This window comes from Streptomyces sp. NPDC097640, assembly GCF_040302705.1.
GTDB lineage: Bacteria > Actinomycetota > Actinomycetes > Streptomycetales > Streptomycetaceae > Streptomyces.
The window spans coordinates 1-19,609 of the sequence record NZ_JBEOSB010000002.1; the positions used below are offsets into that span (position 1 = coordinate 1).

Genomic DNA, 19,609 nt, shown 5'->3' on the forward strand with positions numbered 1-19,609 from the left:
ACAAGTCGCCCAAGGACAACGCGGCCTGGTGGAAGAGCCTGTCCAAGGAGGAGCAGGCGGAGTACATCTCCCTGTATCCGGCGAGCGTGGGCAAGCTGGACGGCCTTCCCGTCGAGGACCGCGACGAGGCGAACCGCGTCTGGTTCAACGAGCAGCGGGCGAAGTACCAGACCGAGCTGGACAATCTGCCGCCCGAGCCGAAGCCGAGGCAGATCCTGGCCGGCCGTTCCATGGTCCCCAATGACAAGTGGACCGAGTGGTACAACCGCAAGAAACATCTGGAGGGGGCCCTCGACGGAATGATGCGCATTCAGATGCGCTTCGACTCCACCGGAAAGGCCGATCCCTTTCCGGCCAAGAGGCCCGCCGATCACAAACCGACCGGCGACGGGCTGCCGCCGGCGTATCTGCTGGGTTTCGACCCGGAGAACAACGGGCGCGCGATCATCGCGAACGGCAATCCGGACACGGCCGATCACACCGCCGTGCTGGTCGGCGGCATCAAAAGCAGGCTCAGCGGGCTCTACACCCCCATGGTCTCGGGCGCCAATCTCTGGCAGGCGGCCAGTGCGATGCCCGGGGAACCCAAGGTCTCGACGATCACCTGGAACGGTTATGACGCTCCGCAGAACCTGTTTCCGGAGGGCGCGCTGAACAGATACGCCGACCGGGGGGCGGGGGATTTCAACGACTTCCTGGCGGGGCTGCACACGTCCCATGCCCCGTCGGCCGATGACCATCTGTCGGTGCAGGCGCACAGCTATGGGTCCGTGCTGGTGGGCTCCGCCGCCCGCCAGGGAACCCTGGAGGCGGCCGACGTGATGTTCAGCGGCAGTCCCGGCGTACAGGTGGGGCGGGCCGAGGACCTGGACGTGCCCCCGGGGCATGTGTGGAACCAGCGGGCGCAGGACGACCCCGTCCCCAGGCTGGGGGCGCCCACCCATGGCCACCACGAGGGTCTGACGCAGTACATCACCCCGAACGACCCGATCTTCGGCGCCAAGCAGATGACCACCGACACCAAGGGGCACGGAAACTACTGGCTGGCCGGTTCGGAGAGCCTGGAGAACCAGGCGAGAGTCGTGGTGGGACGCTATGACGAGGTACAGCTGAAGTAATCGGCGGCCGACGGGATATCGGGGATATTGACATGGTGTAGCCAACACGCCTAAAGTTGAAACGAATTATTGAAACGTTTCATGCGTATCGTTTGTGGCCGGCCTGTTGCGATGCCACGGGAACACGAAGGAGTGTTCATGCTCGATCGCAGGCGATTTCACCAGTTCGGCGTGGCGGCAGCGATCGGCGCCGCACTGCCGATCGCGGAGAACGGGATCACCGACGGCGTCGCCATGGCGGACGAAGCGCTCGGCGTGGTCGAGACCGACACCGACATCACCGTCGACAACGGGCCGGTCCAGCTCACCGTCAGCAAGGTGAGCGCGGCCCGCGCCACTTCGCTCAGGTATCTCGGCCAGGAACTGCTCGGCAGCGGTGGCCGCGGCAACTTCGACATGAACAACGCCCGTGTGGGCGACCCGCTTCCGCTGCCGCCCACGCAGAACACCTACGAGATCCGCCGGGGCGAGGACTTCGTCGACATCGCCTTCCGCTACAGCCCCACCAGCGGGGGGCCGTTCTGGCTGGAGCGGCACCACATCGTCCGGGCCGGAGAGCCGGGCATCCACTTGGCCACCACGTTCCACCACACCGCCGAGCTGCACGGCTTCTCGTCCGAGCAGCACCGCTATGTGTTCTACCTGGACAAGGAGCTGTTCACCCACGCCTCGGTCGAGGACGACGGCATCGGCGGGGTCGCCTGGCGCGAGAGCGCCGCCCGGATGCCGACCCCGGAGGAGCTGAAGGCGGCCACCGTGGTCATGGACGCCACCTACGACCTGGCGGGGCTCGGATCGGCGTACCCCAAGCGCTACTACACCAAGTACGACTGGGGCACCTACATCAAGGACCACGCCGTGCACGGTCTCTACGGCAAGGGGTTCGGCATCTGGGCGGTGACGGCGCACCGCGACGCGTTCAGCGGCGGACCCACCCGGCATGACCTCACCCTGCACCAGACCGACAGCAGGCCGGTGCTGCTGGTCGAACCGCACGGCGCCCACTACGGCTTCCCGCCGGTCCGGGTGGCCGCGGGCCAGGAGTGGCAGAAGACGTACGGACCGTACTACGTGCACTTCAACACCGGCGACGACCCGGCCGCCCTGCGCGCCGACGCACTGCGGTACGCGGACGAGAAGGCGCACGCGGCGTTCTACGACCGGGTGGCGCTGCCCGGGTGGACACCGTCCACCGAGCGCGCCACCGTGCACGGCATGGTGGCGGCGCAGGGCGAGTCACGGCTGCGCGGCGCGGTGGCGGTGCTGTCGGACAACGGGGTGGACATGCAGCGCACCGCCCTCGGCTACGCGTACTGGACCGACACCCATGCCGACGGCGGGTTCACCCTGCGCGATGTGCGCCCCGGCACCTATCGGCTGACCGTGTACAAGCCCGGGGTCTGGGGCGAGTATGTGCGCGACGACGTGGTGGTGCCCAGTGGCGGCACGGTCCGGCTGGGTACGCTGCGCTGGACGCCGCTGCGCCACGGGCACACCGTGTTCCAGATCGGCACGCCCGACCGCACATCGGTGGAGTACCGCCGCGGCCCGGAGTATCAGCAGTGGGGCACCTGGTCGTTCTATCCGCAGGACTTCCCGGACGGCGTGGTCTATCGCGTCGGCCGGAGTTCGCCCGCGCGGGACTGGAACTACCTACAGTTCCAGCAGATCGACGGGGTTCGGCAGGCGCCGTGGCGGATCCTGTTCGACCTGGACGAGGCGCCGCGCGCCGGGCGGACCGCGACGCTGACGGTGGCGCTGGCCGCCTGGTCGCTGGACACCGCCCGCAGTGTGCCCAGCGGGCCCACGAATCTGACGATCCGGGTCAACGACGAGAAAAACGAAGAGAAGACGGTCTGGACGTTCGAACCGGACGATTCCCGCGGTGCGACCTACCGATCCGGTTGCTCCGGCGGCTACTTCCGGCGGATCTTCTCCTTCGACGCCGCGGCGCTGCGGCGCGGCGAGAACGAGATCACGCTGACGATCAACGAGGACACCGGGCCGGAGATGATCAACACGGCGGCCTACGACGCCATCCGGCTCGAACTGCGCTGACACTCCTCGCGTCGACGGCTACGGTGGCGGCGGCCAGCGGCCCGGCGAGCAGCAGCGCCGTGATCGGCAGCAGCGCCACCACCGCGGCCGCGGTGCCGACCGCGACCAGCAGCAGCGCGTCGCCGCCCAGGTCACGGCGGCCGACCTGGCGCCCGGCTTCACGCAGTACGGCGCCCCAGCGCAGTCCGGGCCGCCACCCGCCGGCGGCGCGCAGGCCGAGCAGCACCGCGGCGAGCAGGGCGACGGCCAGCGCCGTGGCGAGCACCGGACGGCCGGGCGCCCCGGCCGCGATGGCCAGGGCGTCCACGGCCAGCACCGCCGCGACCGCGGGCGGGATCAGCAGGCCGGCCGGTCCGGCGCGCAACGCCTGGACCAGGCAGACCAGATAGGGGCGCACGCCCACCCCGGGCCCGCCCGCGACCCGCTCCCGCAGCAGGGCGCAGGCCGCGGCGAAGGCGGGGAACGCGGTGATCACGCCGACCGACGCCACCGCGGTGAACACCCCGAGCAGCAGCACATCCGCGAACAGCCCGAACCGGCCGTCCACCGTGGCCCGGGTCGACGATGCGCTCATGCGCCGCCCAATCCGGAGGTGCTGACGCCCTCCACCAGAAGTCGCTGAAAGGCCAGGAAGAACAGGCCGATGGGGAGCAGGGTGAGCACCGACATGGCGAACATCGGGCCGTAGGAACTCTCGCTGGTCTGGTCGATGAACAGACGCAGGGCCAGCGGCAGCGTGTACGTGTCCGGATCGTTGAGGTAGATCAGCTGGGACAGGAAGTCGTTCCAGGTCCAGATGAAGGTGAAGATCGCCGTGGTGACCAGGGCGGGCTTCGACAGCGGCAGGAAGATCATGGTGAAGGCGCGGATCGGGCCGCAGCCGTCGATGCGCGCGGCCTGGCCGAGCTCGTCCGGCAGATTGCGCATGAACTGCACCATGAGGAACACGAAGAAGGCGTCGGTGGCCAGGAACTTCGGCAGCACCAGCGGCACGAAGGTGTTCACCAGGCCCAAATGGTTGAAGATGGTGTACTGCGGGATGAGCACCACGTGTGCGGGCAGCATCAGCGTCGCGATCATGAAGGCGAACAGCGGCCCGCGCATCCGGAACCGCATCCGGGCGAAGGCGTAGGCGGCAAGCGCGCAGGAGATCACGTTTCCCAGCACACACAGCAGCGCCACGGTGAGCGAGTTGCCGAAGAAGGTCCATACGCTGACCCCGCCCGAGCCCTTCAGCGCCTCGGTGTAGTTGCCGAGGACGAGTTTCCTGGGCAGCAGGGCGAGGCTGGAGACGATCTCCTCGGCCGGCTTGAACGACATCGAGATCAGCCACAGCACCGGATACAGCAGCAGCGCCAGCAGCGCCGCGCAGACCAGATGCCAGAGTGTTCGGCGCCAGATCCTGGCGGCCCGCGGCGCGCGGGCGGTCGTCATGCTCACCTCTCCTCCCCGCCGGAGTAGAAGACCCAGGCCCGAGAGGTGCGGAAGAGGACCGCGGTGACGACGGCGATCGCGATCAGCAGCAGCCAGGCCATGGCCGAGGCGTAACCCATGCGGTACTCCACAAACCCGGACTGGTACAGATAGAGCGTGTAGAACAGGGTCGAGTCGCTGGGCCCCCCGCGCCCGCCGCTGACCACGAACGCCGAGGTGAAGGCCTGGAACGAGTGGATGGTCTCGAGCACCAGGTTGAACAGGATCACCGGTGACAGCATCGGCACGGTGATGGACCGGAAGGAGCGCCACCACCCCGCCCCGTCCACCGCCGCCGCGTCGTAGAGACTGCGGGGGATCTGCTTCAGACCGGCCAGGAAGATGACCATCGGCGCGCCGAACTGCCACACCGTGAGGAGCACGATGGCCAGCAGGGCGTACTGCGGATCCGTCGTCCAGCCGCCCGCGTGCAGCCCGAAGGCCGAGGCCGCCTTGTCGACCGGGCCGCCGTTGTCGAAGATCACCCGCCAGACGAGGGCCACCGCGACGCTCGCGCCCAGCAGCGACGGGGCGTAGAAGGCGGCGCGGTAGAACCCCTGGGCCCGGCTGGTCCGGTTGAGCAGCAGCGCGACGCCGAGCGCGGCGCCGAGCTTGAGCGGGGTGGCGATCAGGACGTACTTCAGGGTCACCCACACCGAGGTGAGAAAGCGGTCGTCATCGGTGAACAGCCGCCGGTAGTTCTCCAGGCCGATCCAGCGGGGCGAGGTGAACAGGTCGTATGCGGTGAACGACAGATAGAGCGAGTAGAGCATCGGGCCGAGGGTGAGCAGCAGCGCGCCGAGCACCCAGGGCGAGAGAAAGAGATACGCGATGCCGGGCCGCTCGCCGTAGCGGTGTCTCCGCCCGCCACCGCCGGGCGGCGCCTTCGCCGCCCTGGGGCCCGGAGCGGCCGAGGCCGCCACCGCCCCCCGCTTCAGGGCCTGTTGTGCCATCCGCAGTACTCCTTAGCGCTCCTTTGTGCTCCTGGCGTGTCCATGGGGCCTGCCGGCCCCGGGTGGCGGGCCCGGCAGCCGTGGTGTCACCGGTTGATGGCTTGCTCGGCTTCTTTGATGAACTCCCCGGCGGCCTTCTCCGGGGTGGAGCGCTCGAACATCACGTCGTCGTAGACGCGCTGGAGGGCGGCCTTGACGGCACCCGCGCCCTTGGGCGGCGGGGGAGGGGCGGTGGTCAGCTTCGGCAGCAGCGCGGTCTCGAAGTCATAGGCCAGGCGGGGCGGGCCGGTCAGGCTCCTGCCGACGGCGGCGCGCACATCCGAGTTGGCGGGCATGCCGCGCGAGGTGGACTGGATGGTCCCGGCCTTGGTGTCATTGAGCAGGAAGTCGACGAACTTCGCGGCCTCCTTGGGGTGTTTCGACCGCCTGGTGATCGACATCAGCATGGACGGCTTGGCGTATTGGCCCAGTTCACTGCCGCTCGACGGAAACGTGCTCAGCTTGAGCGGCCGGCCGTAGATCTCCCAGGACGCGGCGGTGAGGCCGGAGTCGTAGTTGAACTCGGCGGCGGAGGTCTTCTTGACCAGCGGCGAGTTGGCCTGTGAGCCGTCCATCTTCGTGGTCTCGGCGGCCTGGGTCGCGGCGCCCGAGGTGCGGAGCCGCTCCGCCAGCTTCCAGTACGCGGCGAGGTCGGCGGCGGTGTAGCCGAGCTTGCCGTCGTCGGTGTAGAGGGTCTTCCCCTGCTGCCGCAGCCACACCTCGAACCAGTCCTCGATCTGCCCGAAGCTGGTCACCCCGCGCACCTTGCCGCCGCTCGCCTCGCTCACCTCGGCCGCGCCGGCCTCCAGGTCGGACCAGGTCCAGCTGTCCTTGGGGGCGTGCTCGCCGGCCGACTTCCACACCTTGGGGTCGTACAGCAGCGCCTGGGTGGTCTGGCCCACCGGGATCGCATAGGTCCTGCCGTCGATCCTGCCGGAGCTGAGCAGGTTGGGGCTCATCTTCGTGGTGTTCACGCCGTTGATCTCGGCGAGCACATTACGGTCGGCGTACTCGCGTATATACCGGTAATCCATCGTCAGGATGTCGGGGCCGCCACCCCCGGCGAACTGGGTCGCCATCTTCTCCCAGTACGCGTCGAACTCGGAATACGAGGTCTCGATCTTGATTTTGGGGTTTTCGGCCTCGAACAGGTCGATCACTTTCTGGGTGATCTCCGCCCGGTCCGCGTTTCCCCACCAGGTGAAGTGCAGTGTGACCTTGCCATCGCCACCGGTTCCACCGCCACACCCGGCCGTGGTGGCGACGACGGCCAGCCCCAGCGCCGCGGCGGCCATCCGTCTGCCCCAGTGGATACTTCCGAGCCGCATGGTTGCTCCTTCAGTGAATTGAAACGTTTTGAAGGACCTTGGCGGGGAGAAGCTATTGTCGTGACTGACCTCTGTCAAGATGGTGCGTCGAACCTTTGCAGGGCTCTGAGTCCTTTCAAAAGGATCGTGCCAACCGAATGGAACCGAGAAACGTGACAGATTTTCAGTCCTCGCCGCCCCGTATCGCGCCCTGGGACCGCTTCGTCCGGCAGGTGCCCGCCTGGTACACCGATGCCAAGTTGGGGATCTTCGTGCACTGGGGTGCCTACTCCGTCCCCGCCTGGGCGGAGCCGGTCGGCCAGCTCGGCGAGGTCGACGAGCCGACGTGGTTCCGGCACTGCGCCTACGCGGAGTGGTACGGCAACACCATCCGTCTCGACGGCAGTCCGGCCCAGCGCCACCACCGTGAGACCTACGGGGGAGCGCCCTACGACGACTTCCTCGACATGTGGCAGGCCCAGGCGTTCGACGCCGAGGAGATGGTGGGGCTCTTCCGGCGGGCCGGCGCCCGCTATGTCATCCCGACGACCAAGCATCACGACGGCATCGCGCTGTGGGACGCCCCCGGTACCGGCACCCGAAACACCGTGCGCCGCGGCCCCAGGCGCGATCTCGTCGCCGAGTTCGAGCGGGCGGCCAGAAAGGCCGGTATGCGGTTCGGCGTCTACTACTCCGGGGGCCTCGACTGGCACGTCAGCGACTTTCCCCCGCATGACACCCAGCGCTCGGTGTTCGAGGACCGGCCCAACGACGCCACGTACGCCGCCTACGCCTACCGGCATGTGCGGGATCTCGTCGACCGCTACCGCCCGGACCTGCTGTGGAACGACATCGACTGGCCGGACGCGGGCAAGCACGACGGCCCCGACGGGCTCGCCGGGCTGTTCTCCCACTACTACGAGCGGGTCCCCGAAGGGGTCGTCAACGACCGGTGGGGCGAGACGCACTGGGACTTCCGCACGAGTGAGTACCAGAGCGGGACGGAGAACGAGAGCGCCGGAGTGTGGGAGAACACCCGGGGCATCGGCCTGTCCTTCGGCTACAACCAGGCCGAGGACGCCACCGTCAGCCTCGACGGCCCCGGGCTGATCCGCCATCTGCTCGACACCGTCTCCCGCGGCGGCAACCTGCTGATCAACGTCGGCCCGGACGCCGCGGGGCGCGTCCCGGAGCTTCAGCGAAGGACCCTGGAGTACCTGGCCGACTGGATGGCCACGGGCGCTCCGGCGGTCTTCGGCGCCACCCCCCTGGGGCAGGATCTGGCGCGCCCCGGCGATGATCCGTGGGTGCGCTGGACCCGCTCCGGACATCTCGCGCACGCGGTGATCGACGCGCGTGGAACGGTGGCGATCAGCGCCGACGCCGACGCCTTCGACCTCCCCTCGGCCCGCCTGTCCGACGGGACGCCGGTCGAGGTGGCGGCGGGTGCCGGACGTCTCGAGGTGCGCCTGCCCGAGCCGACGGCTGTGGGCCCCGCGGTCGTTGAGCTGCGCCTGCGCGACGCACGCTGATCCGGCGGGCGGGCCGGCCACGTCGAGCGGCTCGCCAAGACCGGGTTTTGTCAGAAGCGTTGACGAATCTCTTGCGCCCCTCCTACCTTCATCGCGTCATGCATCGTACGTCATATACGAGACGCGTTATGCCGGGATTGGGGGGACAGTGACCGTTGTGTGCTCATGGGGGTCGCCTCATGCGTCGGCGCGCGCCACGGCCGTGGCCGCCCGGTCGCTTCCCGAGCCCGGGTATCCGTTAGCGGCATAAGCCAGGCGCCTCGTTGGGCAGCCACGCGGACTGATCAGAAAACAGCCGCGGACGCACTGACGAATGAGAAACGCGGCCCGTTCACCGCCAAGATCCCGGGCCGCGTCAGAGAGTTCCGATGCTCCCTCTTCGGGGAGCCTATCCAACTTCGGGAGCGATGGTGCCCCTTTCCAGCCTGTCCACGTCCAAGACCGGGAGATCACCGGCCCGGCAGCGCAGCAGAATGCGGTGGACGATCGTCGGTTTCTCGGCGCTCGGCCTGACGATCGCCTATCTCGACCGTGCCGCGCTGAGCGTGGCCATGCCGTACATGTCGAAGGAGTTCCACATCAGCTCTGCGGTGCAGGGCGTGATGCTGTCGGCGTTCTTCTGGACGTACGCGCTGTTCCAGATTCCCTCCGGCTGGCTGCTCGACCGCTTCGGGCCGAGGGTCATCTACCCCATCGCGGTCGGCTGGTGGTCGATCTGGACCGCGCTGATGTTCTTCGCGCGGGGCGTCGGATCGGTCATCGTGTTCCGGCTCGGCCTCGGCATCGGTGAGGCGCCGGTGCAGCCGGCGAACATCAAGGTCGTCTCGCGGTGGTTTCCGCGCAAGGAGCGGGCCTTCGCGTCGAGCCTGTTCGACATGGGCCAGCAGATCGGCACGACGCTGTCGATCCCGGTGGTGACGGCGCTGGCCCTGTTCGGCGGCTGGCGGCTGTCCTTCGCCGTCATCGGTCTCGTCGGGCTGCTGTGGCTGGTGGGCTGGCTGGCCGTCTACCGCGATCCCGAGGAGCACCCGCGGGTTTCCGAGGCCGAACTGGCGCACATCCGGTCCGATCGGGGCCCGAAGGACGCCGCGGCCTCGGGCGGCGCCGAGGTGCCGTGGCGGGAGCTGCTGAGCGACTCGCAGGTGTGGGCGCTGACCACCGGCTATGTGTTCCGCTCGCTCGCCGGGGCGTTCTTCCTCACCTGGTACCCCAGCTATCTGCTCGACGACCGCGGGTTCTCCAAGGCGGACTTCGGCATGGTGGGCTGGATCCCGTCGCTCATCGCGATCGGCTCCACCGTGCTCGGAGGCATCGTGTCCGACCGGATGCTGGCGTCCGGACACTCGCCGAACCGGGCCCGCAAGGTGCCCATCGTCACCGGGCTCGGCCTGAGCGCCTGCATCGGCTTCGCCCCGTTCATCGACAGCAATCTGCTGCTGATGGTGGTGCTCACCATCAGCAGCTCGGCGCACTCGTTCGCCGGCGCGGCGATCCTGAGCCTGCCGGCCGAGGTGGCGCGCTCGTCGGAGCGCGTCGGTGCGGTGGCCGGCTTCCAGAACTTCGGCTCCCAGGTGGGCAATCTGCTCAGCCCCATCGCCATCGGGCTGTTCCTGGCCACCAGCAACGGCTCGTATGTGGGCCCGCTGGTCGGCGCGGCCGTGTGCTGCCTGGTCAGCGCCGCGATCTATTTGTTCTGGGTGAGCATCAAGCCCGTCGCGCCGGAGGGGGACGCCCTCGCGGCGTCCGCCGGACACCATGGAAGGAGCACCTCGTGAATGCCTCTTGGGACCCGGCTCGCCTGGTCGAGCGGCTGAGCACGGTCATCGGGATCCCCGTCGTCCCCTACGACGAGGAAGGCGCGGTCGACCGCGACCTGACCGTCGCGCTGACGGCCCGGCTGATCCGCAACGGAGTCACCGTGCTGACGCCCAATGGCAACACGGGCGAGTTCTACGCGCTCTCCCCGGACGAGCGCCGCCATGTGCTGACGTACGTGTTGTCGGCGCGCGAGAGTGCCACGACCGTCATCGCCGGGGTCGGGCTCGACCTCGAGACGGCCGTCGCCGACGCGCGCTTCGCCCGGGACTCGGGCGCGGACGCGGTCATGATCCACCAACCCGTCCTGCCGTATCTGTCGGCGGACGGCTGGGTCGAGTACAACGCCACGGTCGCGGCGGCCGTACCCGACATCGGGGTGCTGCCCTACCTCACCAAGCGCGCGGTCACCGGCGCCCACATCACGCGCCTGGCGGAACGGGCGCCGAACGTCGTGGGGCTGAAGTACTCCGTTCCCGATCCGGTGGTGTTCGCCACCACCAAGGCGCAGGCGAAGGACGGGCTGTTGTGGATCGCGGGCCTGGCGGAGTCCTACGCTCCCGCCTACTGGCAGGCCGGGGCCCGGGCCTTCACCTCCGGCCTGGTCAACCTCGCTCCGGCCGTGTCCCTGGAGATGCTGGAGGCGCTCCGGCGAGGTGACTACGTCGCCGCGGCACGGGTCTGGCGGCGGATCCGCCACTTCGAGGAGCTGCGCGCCCGCGACGCCTCGGCCAACAACGTGTCCGTGGTGAAGGAGGCCATGCACCAGCTCGGGCTGTGCCGGCGCGATGTCCGTGCGCCCAGCCACCCGCTGGCCGAGGAGCTCGCCCGCGAGGTCACCGAGTCCATGGCGCACTGGCGCTCCGCGGTGCCCGAGGCGGCGGGGGAGCGTGCGGCATGAGGATCGAGTCACTGGAGACCTTCCGGCAGCGGGTGGGCGACCGGCCCAGGGTGCTGGTGAAGATCGGCACCGAGGACGGGATCCACGGCTGGTCGGAGGTCTACAACCACGGCCCCGACCTGGCCTATCCACCGCTGCTCGACTACCTCTTCGAGCAGATCAAGGGCATGGACGCGCGGTCCCCGGGCCGCGTCAACCAGTTCCTCCTCCAGTCCGGCCGCTTCCCCCAGGGCGCGCTGGGGCTGGCCGCCATCGCCGCCATCGACCACGCGCTGTGGGACATCGCGGCCAAGGCCCTCGGCGCGCCGGTGTACCAGCTGCTCGGCGGCGCCGTACGCGACCGGGTACGGGTCTACGCCGGGCTCTACTCCGCGCCGGACGTCGGCGAACTGCGCGACACCACCGCGGCGTTGCACGACCGCTTCGGTTTCACGGCGTTCAAACTGAGCCCCTACCGGAAGGAGCTGCACCGCACCCGGTTCGGGCTGGTCGTCCGCGAGCTGGGCGAGTACTTCGGCGAGGTGCGCGAGAGCCACCCCGCGGAGTGGGAGTTCGCGTTCGACGCCCACGCGTGTCTGTGGGAGCCGCGGCAGGCCGTCGAGCTCGGGGCCGCGCTCGCCCCCCACCAGCCGCTCTTCCTCGAGGAGCCCATCCGCCCCGAGCACATCCCCGCCTGGGCCAGGATCCGCTCCGAGATGGCGGTCCCGCTGGCGACGGGGGAGTGCCTCTATTCGCCCCATGAGTTCCTGGCGCTGCTCGGCGCGGGCGGAGCCGACATCGCGCAACCCGACATCTGCGTCGTCGGCGGCCTCACCCACATGATGAAGATCGCCGCCATCGCCGACGCGCACTACGTCCCGATCGCACCGCACAACCCGCTCGGTCCGCTCGCCACCGCGGCGAATGTGCACTTCGCGGCCGCGACGACCAACTTCGCCATCCTCGAGTACAAGCCGGACACCGTGTCCTGGTGCCCCGACCCCTACCTCCCCGTCGACGGACACCTCGAACTGCGCCCGGACCGCCCCGGATGGGGCATCGAGATCGACGAGGACGCGCTCAGGACCGACGACTGGGTCACCTGGAAGCGGAGAGTACCGGTGCGCCCGGACGGCTCGACGGCGTGGATGTGAGGAAGAGGACGGCGGCCCGGCCCGGGTGGTGAAGGGCACCGCAGAAGGAAGCCGTTGCCGTGCGCGGGCGTTGTGGCCCGCGCACGGCAACGGCTCGGTATTCGTTCGCGCGAGGCGGCATGATGGGCACATGACGATGCGTTCACGAAGATCCCTGCCGCTGCTCCTGCTGCCGCTGGCGGTGACGCTGTCGGCGTGCGGGGAGGGGTCGGTGGACCGCTCCGAACTGGAGACTCGGGCCCGGGCGTTGGGCACCGAGCTGGAGATGGTGTACGTGACCGACGTACCCGGCTACACGCTCGCGTCGCAGTCCGTGGGCGTGATCGGCGACCACGGCTTCGGGGGCTCCTACACCAAGCCCGGCGGCGGGATGATCGAACTACGGGTGGACGAGGCCGGGAACGCCCCCGTCGACTGCGGGAAGTCCGGCCCCGACCAGGCCGGGGGCGAGAAGCGGACGTGTGAGCGGGACGGCGAGAGCTGGTACCGCGCTTCGAAGTCCGCCCATGAGTATGCGCGCGAGGACGGCGGACGGGTCATCCGGCTGAGCGCCGACCGGGAGAGCGTCTCCCGCGACACCCTCCGCGAGGCCGCGAAAAGCGTCCATCAGGCCGACGACGGGGAGCTGGCCGAGGTCCTGCCGGAGGGTGCGGGCGACGGCGGCGGGCAGGGTGGCACCGAGCGCGGCGATCTGCCGAACACCGGCGACGGCGCGCCCCAGGACCCGGCCGGAATGACCGAGGGGACCAGCGGCTGAGGGCCTGAGCCGGGAGCGCCGCCGGAGCCGGACGCCGGTCTTCCGCCCGGCTACCAGCGCAGCGGAAGGCCGGCGAGGAAGGTGTTGAGCAGACCGGAGATGATCCGGTGGTCGTGGGACGAGGGGTGCCAGTCGCAGCCGAGGCGATCCAGGGCGGGATCGTCGTAGTACCAGGAGCGGACCCGGTCGTCGCCCCGCCGGTTGCGCTCCTCGACGATCCGCAGGGCGGTCCGGGCGAACGCGGTGGTGTTGGCGAGGTAGGTGGCGCCGACCACGATGAACGGCGTGGGTCCGTACCGGGCGCGCAGCTTGTCGAGGAAGCCGTGGTAGGCCGCCTCGTAGGCGGCGGCCAGGCCGTCCTCGGTGGTCCAGCGTTCGCCCGGGTTGAGCGGGGTCGAGAAGTCGTTGATCCCCAGGCCGATCACGACGACCCGCGGCCGCCAGGTGTCCGGCTTCCGCCAGATGTCGCCGTCGACATGCAGCAGGGCCCGGTCGTAGTAGGTGCGGAAGTCGGTGCCGGGGCTGCTGCCGTTGTAGTTGCGGACCATGCCGCGGCCGGAGTAGGCGTTCAGCTGGTAGTCGGCGTCCAGGCTGCGGGCGGTGAGGGCGCCGAAGGCGAGGTCGGCGTTGCTGTTCCGGTTGACTCCGCCGTTGCCCGAACAGTCGCGGGTGCCTGAGACATTGCCGTAGCCGGCGGTGAAGGAGTCACCGATGAACTCGATCTGCCTGCGCCGGGCCCGGGGCCCGGGCAGGACCGCGCCCCCGGGCGCGGCGAGAAACCCGCCGAACCGGCCCGCGGCCCAGGGGCTTTCGGTGCGCTTGACGAGGCGCACGCTGTGCTCGGTGTCGGGGAGGTCGCCGATCCAGGACGTGGTGCGGCCCGGGGTCACGAGCGTGGTGGCGGTCGTTCCGTCGATCTGGACGTCGTAGTCGTTGTCGGCGTCGTCGAGGACGATGCCGACACCGGTACCGCGGAAGCGGCCCTCGAAGGAGATGCCGGGCCAGGAGTACTCCACGAATCCGTCGGAGGTGTTCTTGACCCGGCCCGCCGTGTGGAACCGGGCGCGGGCACCGGATGCCTGTGAGGGGGACGCGGCAGCGGTGACGAGGCCCGCGGCGGCGGCCGTCACCAGTGTCCTTCGGGTGAAACGACGGGGCGTCTGCATGTGGCCATCCTTTGATGGTGGGGCACATGGTGCCGGGGCACGGCTGGGGCGGGGCGCGGCGGGGGCGGGACGCGGCACACAACCGCACCACTGTAGGGGCGGGCCGGGGAATGCGACAGCTCCTCCGCCGCGCGAATCCGCCGCCGCCCGTGCCGAGTTGCTCGCGGCCCGGGAGGGCCGCGCTCAGCCTTCGAGCGGCGCCGGCGGCACCCCGGGCGGCATGTTGTACGGCGTGACCACCTGGATCGCCGAGGGCAGGGCGGGCCCGTCGTCCGGCAGCGCCTGATGGGCCCGCATGATGGTCTGGCAGGCGCGGCGCAGGTCCTGGCGCAGGTCGTGGTGGAGGACCGCGGACAGCCGGCGCTCGCGCAGCAGCCGGGTGTTGTCCTGGTCCAGGTCGTGGGCGATGAACACGGCGCACTCCCGGCCGAGGGCGCCGAAGGCGTCGAGGGTGGCGAGGTTGCCGCCGCCCATGGAGTAGACCGCGACGATGTCCTCGTCGCGTGTGAGCGCCTCCAGGGCGAGTTCGCGCTGCGTGGCGTCCAGTCCGTCGGTGTCGGTGACCTCCACCAGGGACCGCTTGGGCTGGGTGAGGCGCATGGCGCTGCGGAAGCCCATCTCGCGCTCCTCCTCGCCGCGGAAGGAGCCCCGGCTGATGGTGGTGAGGACGTTGCCGGGGCGGTCGCCGAGCCACTGGCCGAGGAGATAGGCGGCGGTGGCCCCCGCGGCGCGGTTGTCGATGCCGACGTACGCCACGCGGGCGCTGTGGGGCAGGTCGGTCACCAGGGTGACGACGGGAACGCCGGCCGCGACCAGCCGGCCGACGGCGGCGGCGATCTCCGGGACGTCCGGGGCCTTGAGGATCACCCCTTGGCTCCCCCGCTTGCCGATTTTGTCCAACGTCCCGATCAGCTCGGCGGAGGGGCAGGTCTCGCGGAAGTGGAAGCGCGAGCGCACGACGGCCGGGTGCAGGGAGGGCAGCTCCGCCTCGAGCGCGTCACGCACGGCGCGCGAAAACCGCTCCGGCGCCTGCATGACGATGTCGATCATGAAGGTGCGGCCCCCGATGCGGATCTGGCTCCGCTGCCGGTCCAGGTCCTTGATCGCCTCGTGCACCTCCCTGACCGTGCTCTCCCGCACCCCGCCGCGGCCGTGGAGCACGCGGTCGACCGTGGCCGTGCTCAGCCCGGCCTGGCGGGCGATTTCCCTGATCGGATAGGGGTGTCCCATGGCTGTTCCCGATGGATGATGATGGTTTTTTGATGTACTGCTGAGGATTGAATGATGGGTTCGGATTCACAAGACTGGCAGAAAGGCAAGGACGGCGAAAGGACCCGGGATGTCCCCCACCCTTGAGGGATCACGGATGTGGCTCACCGAGGAAGACTGTGACTTCCACGCCTTCCGGTCGCTCGTGGAGCGGCGCACCGATCCGGGCGACCACCCCTCGGCCGAGGCAGTCGACCGGAACGTACCGCTCTACGACAGCGGCCGGCTGCGCGCCCTCGCGGACACCCCGGAGGGGCGCCGGGCCGTTCAGGCGGAGCTGGTCCGGGCCATGCTCGACGGCCCCGGCATCGTGCTCCTCAAGGGCGCGTTCCCCGACGCGGCCGTCGTGGACCGGGCGTCCGAGGCGTTCAACGCCCTGATCGAGGAGGAGCGCGCCACCGGCGGGGCCCGCGGCGACCACTTCGCCAAGCCGGGCGCCAACGACCGGGTCTGGAACGCCCTGGACAAGGTGGCGGTGCGCGCCCCGGAGGCGTTCGCCGACTACTACGCCAACGACATGCTGGCGCTGATCTCCGAGGCCTGGCTCGGCCCCGCCTACCAGGTGACCTCCCAGGTCAACGTGGTCAACCCGGGCGGAGCCGCGCAGAGCGTGCACCGCGACTACCACCTGGGCTTTCTCAGCCAGGAGCGGGCCGCGGCCTACCCGGCGCACGTCCACCGCCTGTCGCCCGTGCTGACCCTCCAGGGCGCGGTGGCCCACTGCGACATGCCCGTCGAGTCCGGCCCGACGATGTACCTGCCGCACTCCCAGAAGTACGAGCCCGGCTATCTCGCCTGGCGCCTCCCGCGGTTCGTCGAGTACTTCGAGTCCCACTACATCCAGCTCCCGCTGGAGAAGGGGGACGCCGCCTTCTTCAACCCCGCGCTCTTCCACGCCGCCGGGCACAACCGCTCCGCCGACATCAAGCGCATGGCCAATCTGCTCCAGGTCTCCTCCGCGTTCGGCCGCGCCATGGAGACGGTCGACCGCGAGGCGATGGCCAACGCGGTCTTCCCGGTGCTGCTGCGCCGCAAGGCCGAGGGCGCCTCCGAGGACTGGCTGCGCCGCGTGGTCGCGGCCACCGCCGAGGGCTACCCCTTCCCCACCCATCTGGACCTCGACCCGCCGGTCGACGGTCTCGCTCCGCCCTCCCAGGCGGACACCGTGTGGCGGGCCGTCAGCGAGGGCTGGACCCCGGAGCGGCTGCGCGAGGAACTGCGAGCGGGCGCCGAACGGCGTCAGGGCTGAAGGAGACACAGCACTCATGGGACTGCTCGATGACAAGGTCGTCCTCGTCAACGGCGGCAGCCAGGGCGTCGGCGCGGGCATCGTACGGGCCGCCGTACGAGAGGGCGCGACCGTCGTGTTCACCGGGCGCCGGGCCGGGGTCGGCGACCAGCTCGCGGCGGAGACGGGCGCGCACTTCCTCCGCGCGGACCTCGCGGACCCGGCGCAGGCGCGCGACAGCGTCACACGGGCCGTGGCCGCGCACGGGCGCCTCGACTGCCTGGTCAACGCGGCCGGGCTGACGTCGCGGGGCTCGCTGCTCGACACCACGCCGGAGCTGTTCGACGCCCATGTCGCGATCAATCTGCGGGCGCCGTTCTTCGCCATGCAGGCCGCCGTCGCCGACATGGTCGCCCGCAAGTCGCCCGGCACGGTGGTCAACATCATCACCACCTCGGCACACGGCGGACAGCCCTACCTGGCCCCGTATGTCGCCGCCAAGGCCGGGCTCGTCGGCCTGACCCGCAACGCCGCGCACGCCCACCGCTTTGACCGCGTCCGGATCAACGGCCTCAACATCGGCTGGACCGACACCGAGGGCGAGGACGCCACACAGCGCGCCTTCCACGGCGCGGGAGACGACTGGCGCGAGAGGGCCGCCGAGGCGCAGCCGATGGGCAAGCTCGGCCAGGTCGACGAGATCGCCGACTTCGTCGTCTTCCTGCTCTCCGACCGCAGCGGCGTGGTGACCGGCTCGGTCATCGACTGGGACCAGATCGTCATCGGCGGACTCGACTGAGCCGCCCCTCGGGCTGAAGGAACGAGAAACTCATGCGTATAGGCATCATGGGACTGGGCCGGATCGGCGCCTTCCACGCGGAAACCCTCTTCGGGCTCGACGCGGTGGACTCCCTCGTGGTCACCGACCCGGTGGCCACGGCCGCGGCCACCGCGGCACAGCGGTTCGCGGCCACCGCCGTGGACTCCCCGGAGGCCGTGTTCTCCGCCGGTGTGGACGGCGTGGTCATCGCGGCCGCCACCGACGCCCACCCGGAGCTGATCCTCGCCGCCGTCAAGGCGGGCGTCCCCGTCTTCTGCGAGAAGCCCGTGGCCCGCGGTGTCGCGGAGAGCCTGGAGGTGCTGCGTGCCGTCGAGGCCGGCGGCGTCGAGGTGCACATCGGCTACAACCGTCGCTTCGACGCGGGATGCGCCGCCGCCCGCGAGGCCGTGATCAGCGGTGAACTCGGGCCGCTGCACACCGTACGGTCCACCACCCTCGACCCCGCGCCCCCGCCGGCCGGATATGTGGCCACCTCCGGCGGCATCTTCCGCGACTGCGCCGTGCACGACTTCGACATCGTGCGGTGGGTGACGGGCCGCGAGGTCACCGAGGTGTACGCGACCGGCGGCAACCGGGGCGCGGACTACATCCGTGAGGCGGGCGACGTCGACACGGCCTCGGCCCTGCTCACCCTCGACGACGGCACCCTCGCCGTCGTCTCCAACTCCCGCCACAACGCGCGGGGTTACGACGTGCGCCTGGAACTGCACGGCATGAAGGACAGCATCGCGGTCGGCCTGGAGGACCGGCTGCCACTGCGCTCCGTCGAACCCGGCGCCACCTTCCCGGCCGGGCGGCCGCACGACTTCTTCATGGACCGCTTCGCCGACGCCTACCGCGCCGAACTCACCGCGTTCACCGAGGTCGTGGCGGGCACCCGCCCCTCGCCGTGCACGGTGGCGGACGCCCTCGAGGCGAGCTGGATCGCCGAGGCGTGCACCCTGTCGCTGCGCGAGAGGCGGCCCGTGCGGCTGACCGAGGTGCGCACGGCATGACGGACGAACCCCTGCGCATCGGTGTCCTGGGCGCGTCCCGGATCGCCGAACTGTCGATCGTGGGTCCCGCCCGCGCGGCCGGCCACCGCCTCGTCGCGGTGGCCGCCCGCGACCGGGACCGGGCCGAGGCGTTCGCCGCCGCCCACGGCGTCGAGCGTGTGGTCGGCTCGTACGCCGGTCTCGTCACCGACCCGGAACTGGAGGTCGTGTACAACCCGCTGGCCAACGGCGCGCACGGGCCCTGGAACCTGGCCGCGCTCCAGGCCGGCAAGCATGTGCTGACCGAGAAGCCGTCCGCGAGCAACGCCGAGGAGGCGGCCGAGGTCCACGCGGCGGCCGCGAAGGCGGGCACCGCCTTCATGGAGGGCTTCCACTATCTGTTCCACCCGGTCACCCGGCGGCTGCACGAGCTGCTGGACAGCGGTGAGCTGGGCGACCTCCGGCACGTCGAGACCATGGTCGCGATGCCCGCCCCGCCGGACGACGACGTACGGTGGTCGCTGGCCCTTGCAGGTGGCGCGCTGATGGATCTGGGGTGCTACAGCCTGCACGCCCAGCGCATGCTCGCCCCCTGGGCCGGTGGCGCTCCGCGCCTGGTCGCCGCGCGCGGCGGAGCGCGGGCCACGGCCCCCGGGGTCGACGAATGGCTCCACGCCGACCTGGAGTTCCCGAACGGCGCCACCGGCGCCGCCAACTGCCACATGGCGTACCACCAGTGGCAGATGAGCTGCCGGATCGTCGGCACCCGCGGCGAGGCCACCGCGGTGAACTTCGTCCAGCCGCACCTGGACGACCGGGTCGTGGTGCGTACGGCCTCGGGCGAGCGCACCGAGGAGCTCGGCCGCCGGTCCTCGTACACCTACCAGCTCGAAGCCCTCGCCGCCCACCTGCGCCACGGCGCGCCCCTGGCCCTCGACGCGGGGGACGCGCTCACCACCATGCGGCTCATCGACGACTGTTACCGGGCCGCCGGCTTCCCGGTGCGCCCGCGGACGGCCCTCCCGGCCGCGGCCTGGTGACCGGA

At 70.3% G+C, this 19,609-nt stretch carries 17 protein-coding genes; 11 read left to right on the top strand and 6 right to left on the bottom strand.

Annotated elements, in window-relative coordinates:
• Both ABTY62_RS02365 and ABTY62_RS02370 read left to right on the top strand, forming a co-directional pair.
• The coding region (locus ABTY62_RS02365) for an alpha/beta hydrolase (protein ID WP_352127465.1) at window positions 1-1,118 on the top strand (1,118 nt) is incomplete at its 5' end.
• 138 nt (window positions 1,119-1,256) lie between these two features.
• Window positions 1,257-3,176 carry a polysaccharide lyase family protein gene (locus ABTY62_RS02370; protein WP_352127466.1) on the top strand — a complete coding sequence of 640 codons (1,920 nt, stop codon included), beginning with the start codon at window positions 1,257-1,259 and terminating at the stop codon, window positions 3,174-3,176.
• On the opposite strand, the gene ABTY62_RS02375 is transcribed toward ABTY62_RS02370, so the two are convergent.
• From ABTY62_RS02375 to ABTY62_RS02390, 4 genes are all read right to left on the bottom strand, one after another.
• On the bottom strand, window positions 3,133-3,750 hold the full coding sequence (locus ABTY62_RS02375; RefSeq protein ID WP_352127467.1) for a hypothetical protein: 618 nt from the start codon (window positions 3,748-3,750) through the stop codon (window positions 3,133-3,135). The two genes, ABTY62_RS02370 and ABTY62_RS02375, sit on opposite strands and share 44 nt — an antisense overlap.
• Window positions 3,747-4,610, bottom strand: coding sequence for a carbohydrate ABC transporter permease (locus ABTY62_RS02380; protein WP_352127468.1), 864 nt, complete (start codon window positions 4,608-4,610; stop codon window positions 3,747-3,749). Before ABTY62_RS02380 ends, ABTY62_RS02375 begins: the two co-directional genes overlap by 4 nt.
• A gap of 2 nt (window positions 4,611-4,612) precedes the next feature.
• On the bottom strand, window positions 4,613-5,602 hold the full coding sequence (locus ABTY62_RS02385; protein WP_311722232.1) for a carbohydrate ABC transporter permease: 990 nt from the start codon (window positions 5,600-5,602) through the stop codon (window positions 4,613-4,615).
• 86 nt (window positions 5,603-5,688) lie between these two features.
• Window positions 5,689-6,969: an ABC transporter substrate-binding protein gene (locus ABTY62_RS02390; RefSeq protein WP_352127469.1), complete on the bottom strand. Its 1,281-nt coding sequence runs from the start codon at window positions 6,967-6,969 to the stop codon at window positions 5,689-5,691.
• 152 nt (window positions 6,970-7,121) lie between these two features.
• Between ABTY62_RS02390 and ABTY62_RS02395 the strand changes: the two genes are divergently transcribed.
• The 5 genes from ABTY62_RS02395 to ABTY62_RS02415 all read left to right on the top strand — a co-directional run bounded on the left by ABTY62_RS02395 (window position 7,122) and on the right by ABTY62_RS02415 (window position 13,086).
• The gene (locus tag ABTY62_RS02395) at window positions 7,122-8,480 is read left to right on the top strand and encodes an alpha-L-fucosidase (protein WP_352127470.1); all 1,359 of its coding nucleotides are present in this window, start codon (window positions 7,122-7,124) and stop codon (window positions 8,478-8,480) included.
• Between the two features lie 410 nt (window positions 8,481-8,890).
• Window positions 8,891-10,255 (top strand): MFS transporter, encoded by a 1,365-nt coding sequence (locus tag ABTY62_RS02400; RefSeq protein ID WP_352127471.1) that lies wholly within the window; start codon window positions 8,891-8,893, stop codon window positions 10,253-10,255.
• On the top strand, window positions 10,252-11,196 hold the full coding sequence (locus ABTY62_RS02405; protein WP_352127472.1) for a dihydrodipicolinate synthase family protein: 945 nt from the start codon (window positions 10,252-10,254) through the stop codon (window positions 11,194-11,196). The genes ABTY62_RS02400 and ABTY62_RS02405 overlap by 4 nt, the downstream gene beginning before the upstream one ends.
• Window positions 11,193-12,329 (top strand): mandelate racemase/muconate lactonizing enzyme family protein, encoded by a 1,137-nt coding sequence (locus tag ABTY62_RS02410; RefSeq protein ID WP_352127473.1) that lies wholly within the window; start codon window positions 11,193-11,195, stop codon window positions 12,327-12,329. The genes ABTY62_RS02405 and ABTY62_RS02410 overlap by 4 nt, the downstream gene beginning before the upstream one ends.
• A gap of 130 nt (window positions 12,330-12,459) precedes the next feature.
• On the top strand, window positions 12,460-13,086 hold the full coding sequence (locus ABTY62_RS02415; RefSeq protein ID WP_352127474.1) for a hypothetical protein: 627 nt from the start codon (window positions 12,460-12,462) through the stop codon (window positions 13,084-13,086).
• A gap of 50 nt (window positions 13,087-13,136) precedes the next feature.
• Here the strand turns inward: ABTY62_RS02415 and ABTY62_RS02420 are convergent, their stop codons facing one another.
• Window positions 13,137-14,252 (bottom strand): SGNH/GDSL hydrolase family protein, encoded by a 1,116-nt coding sequence (locus ABTY62_RS02420; RefSeq protein WP_352127475.1) that lies wholly within the window; start codon window positions 14,250-14,252, stop codon window positions 13,137-13,139.
• A gap of 183 nt (window positions 14,253-14,435) precedes the next feature.
• Window positions 14,436-15,482, bottom strand: coding sequence for a LacI family DNA-binding transcriptional regulator (locus ABTY62_RS02425; RefSeq protein ID WP_352127476.1), 1,047 nt, complete (start codon window positions 15,480-15,482; stop codon window positions 14,436-14,438).
• Between the two features lie 109 nt (window positions 15,483-15,591).
• Between ABTY62_RS02425 and ABTY62_RS02430 the strand changes: the two genes are divergently transcribed.
• Genes ABTY62_RS02430 through ABTY62_RS02445 form a run of 4 tightly spaced genes read left to right on the top strand, consistent with a single transcriptional unit; the run spans window position 15,592 to window position 19,604 of the window.
• Window positions 15,592-16,770, top strand: coding sequence for a phytanoyl-CoA dioxygenase family protein (locus ABTY62_RS02430; protein ID WP_352127477.1), 1,179 nt, complete (start codon window positions 15,592-15,594; stop codon window positions 16,768-16,770).
• A 16-nt stretch (window positions 16,771-16,786) separates the two neighbouring features.
• Window positions 16,787-17,548, top strand: a complete 762-nt coding sequence (locus ABTY62_RS02435) for an SDR family oxidoreductase (RefSeq protein ID WP_352127478.1) — start codon at window positions 16,787-16,789, stop codon at window positions 17,546-17,548.
• Between the two features lie 32 nt (window positions 17,549-17,580).
• The gene (locus ABTY62_RS02440; RefSeq protein ID WP_352127479.1) at window positions 17,581-18,585 is read left to right on the top strand and encodes a Gfo/Idh/MocA family protein; all 1,005 of its coding nucleotides are present in this window, start codon (window positions 17,581-17,583) and stop codon (window positions 18,583-18,585) included.
• Window positions 18,582-19,604 (top strand): Gfo/Idh/MocA family protein, encoded by a 1,023-nt coding sequence (locus ABTY62_RS02445; RefSeq protein ID WP_352127480.1) that lies wholly within the window; start codon window positions 18,582-18,584, stop codon window positions 19,602-19,604. The genes ABTY62_RS02440 and ABTY62_RS02445 overlap by 4 nt, the downstream gene beginning before the upstream one ends.
• Window positions 19,605-19,609 lie beyond the last annotated feature (5 nt).

Bases quoted from the DNA above. Each gene is read 5' to 3' on its own strand.
- ABTY62_RS02370 (WP_352127466.1), top strand. From the start codon at position 1,257: ATGCTCGATCGCAGGCGATTTCACCAGTTCGGCGTGGCGGCAGCGATC.
- ABTY62_RS02375 (WP_352127467.1), bottom strand. From the start codon at position 3,750: ATGAGCGCATCGTCGACCCGGGCCACGGTGGACGGCCGGTTCGGGCTG.
- ABTY62_RS02380 (WP_352127468.1), bottom strand. From the start codon at position 4,610: ATGACGACCGCCCGCGCGCCGCGGGCCGCCAGGATCTGGCGCCGAACA.
- ABTY62_RS02385 (WP_311722232.1), bottom strand. From the start codon at position 5,602: ATGGCACAACAGGCCCTGAAGCGGGGGGCGGTGGCGGCCTCGGCCGCT.
- ABTY62_RS02390 (WP_352127469.1), bottom strand. From the start codon at position 6,969: ATGCGGCTCGGAAGTATCCACTGGGGCAGACGGATGGCCGCCGCGGCG.
- ABTY62_RS02410 (WP_352127473.1), top strand. From the start codon at position 11,193: ATGAGGATCGAGTCACTGGAGACCTTCCGGCAGCGGGTGGGCGACCGG.
- ABTY62_RS02415 (WP_352127474.1), top strand. From the start codon at position 12,460: ATGACGATGCGTTCACGAAGATCCCTGCCGCTGCTCCTGCTGCCGCTG.
- ABTY62_RS02420 (WP_352127475.1), bottom strand. From the start codon at position 14,252: ATGCAGACGCCCCGTCGTTTCACCCGAAGGACACTGGTGACGGCCGCC.
- ABTY62_RS02425 (WP_352127476.1), bottom strand. From the start codon at position 15,482: ATGGGACACCCCTATCCGATCAGGGAAATCGCCCGCCAGGCCGGGCTG.
- ABTY62_RS02430 (WP_352127477.1), top strand. From the start codon at position 15,592: ATGTCCCCCACCCTTGAGGGATCACGGATGTGGCTCACCGAGGAAGAC.
- ABTY62_RS02435 (WP_352127478.1), top strand. From the start codon at position 16,787: ATGGGACTGCTCGATGACAAGGTCGTCCTCGTCAACGGCGGCAGCCAG.
- ABTY62_RS02440 (WP_352127479.1), top strand. From the start codon at position 17,581: ATGCGTATAGGCATCATGGGACTGGGCCGGATCGGCGCCTTCCACGCG.
- ABTY62_RS02445 (WP_352127480.1), top strand. From the start codon at position 18,582: ATGACGGACGAACCCCTGCGCATCGGTGTCCTGGGCGCGTCCCGGATC.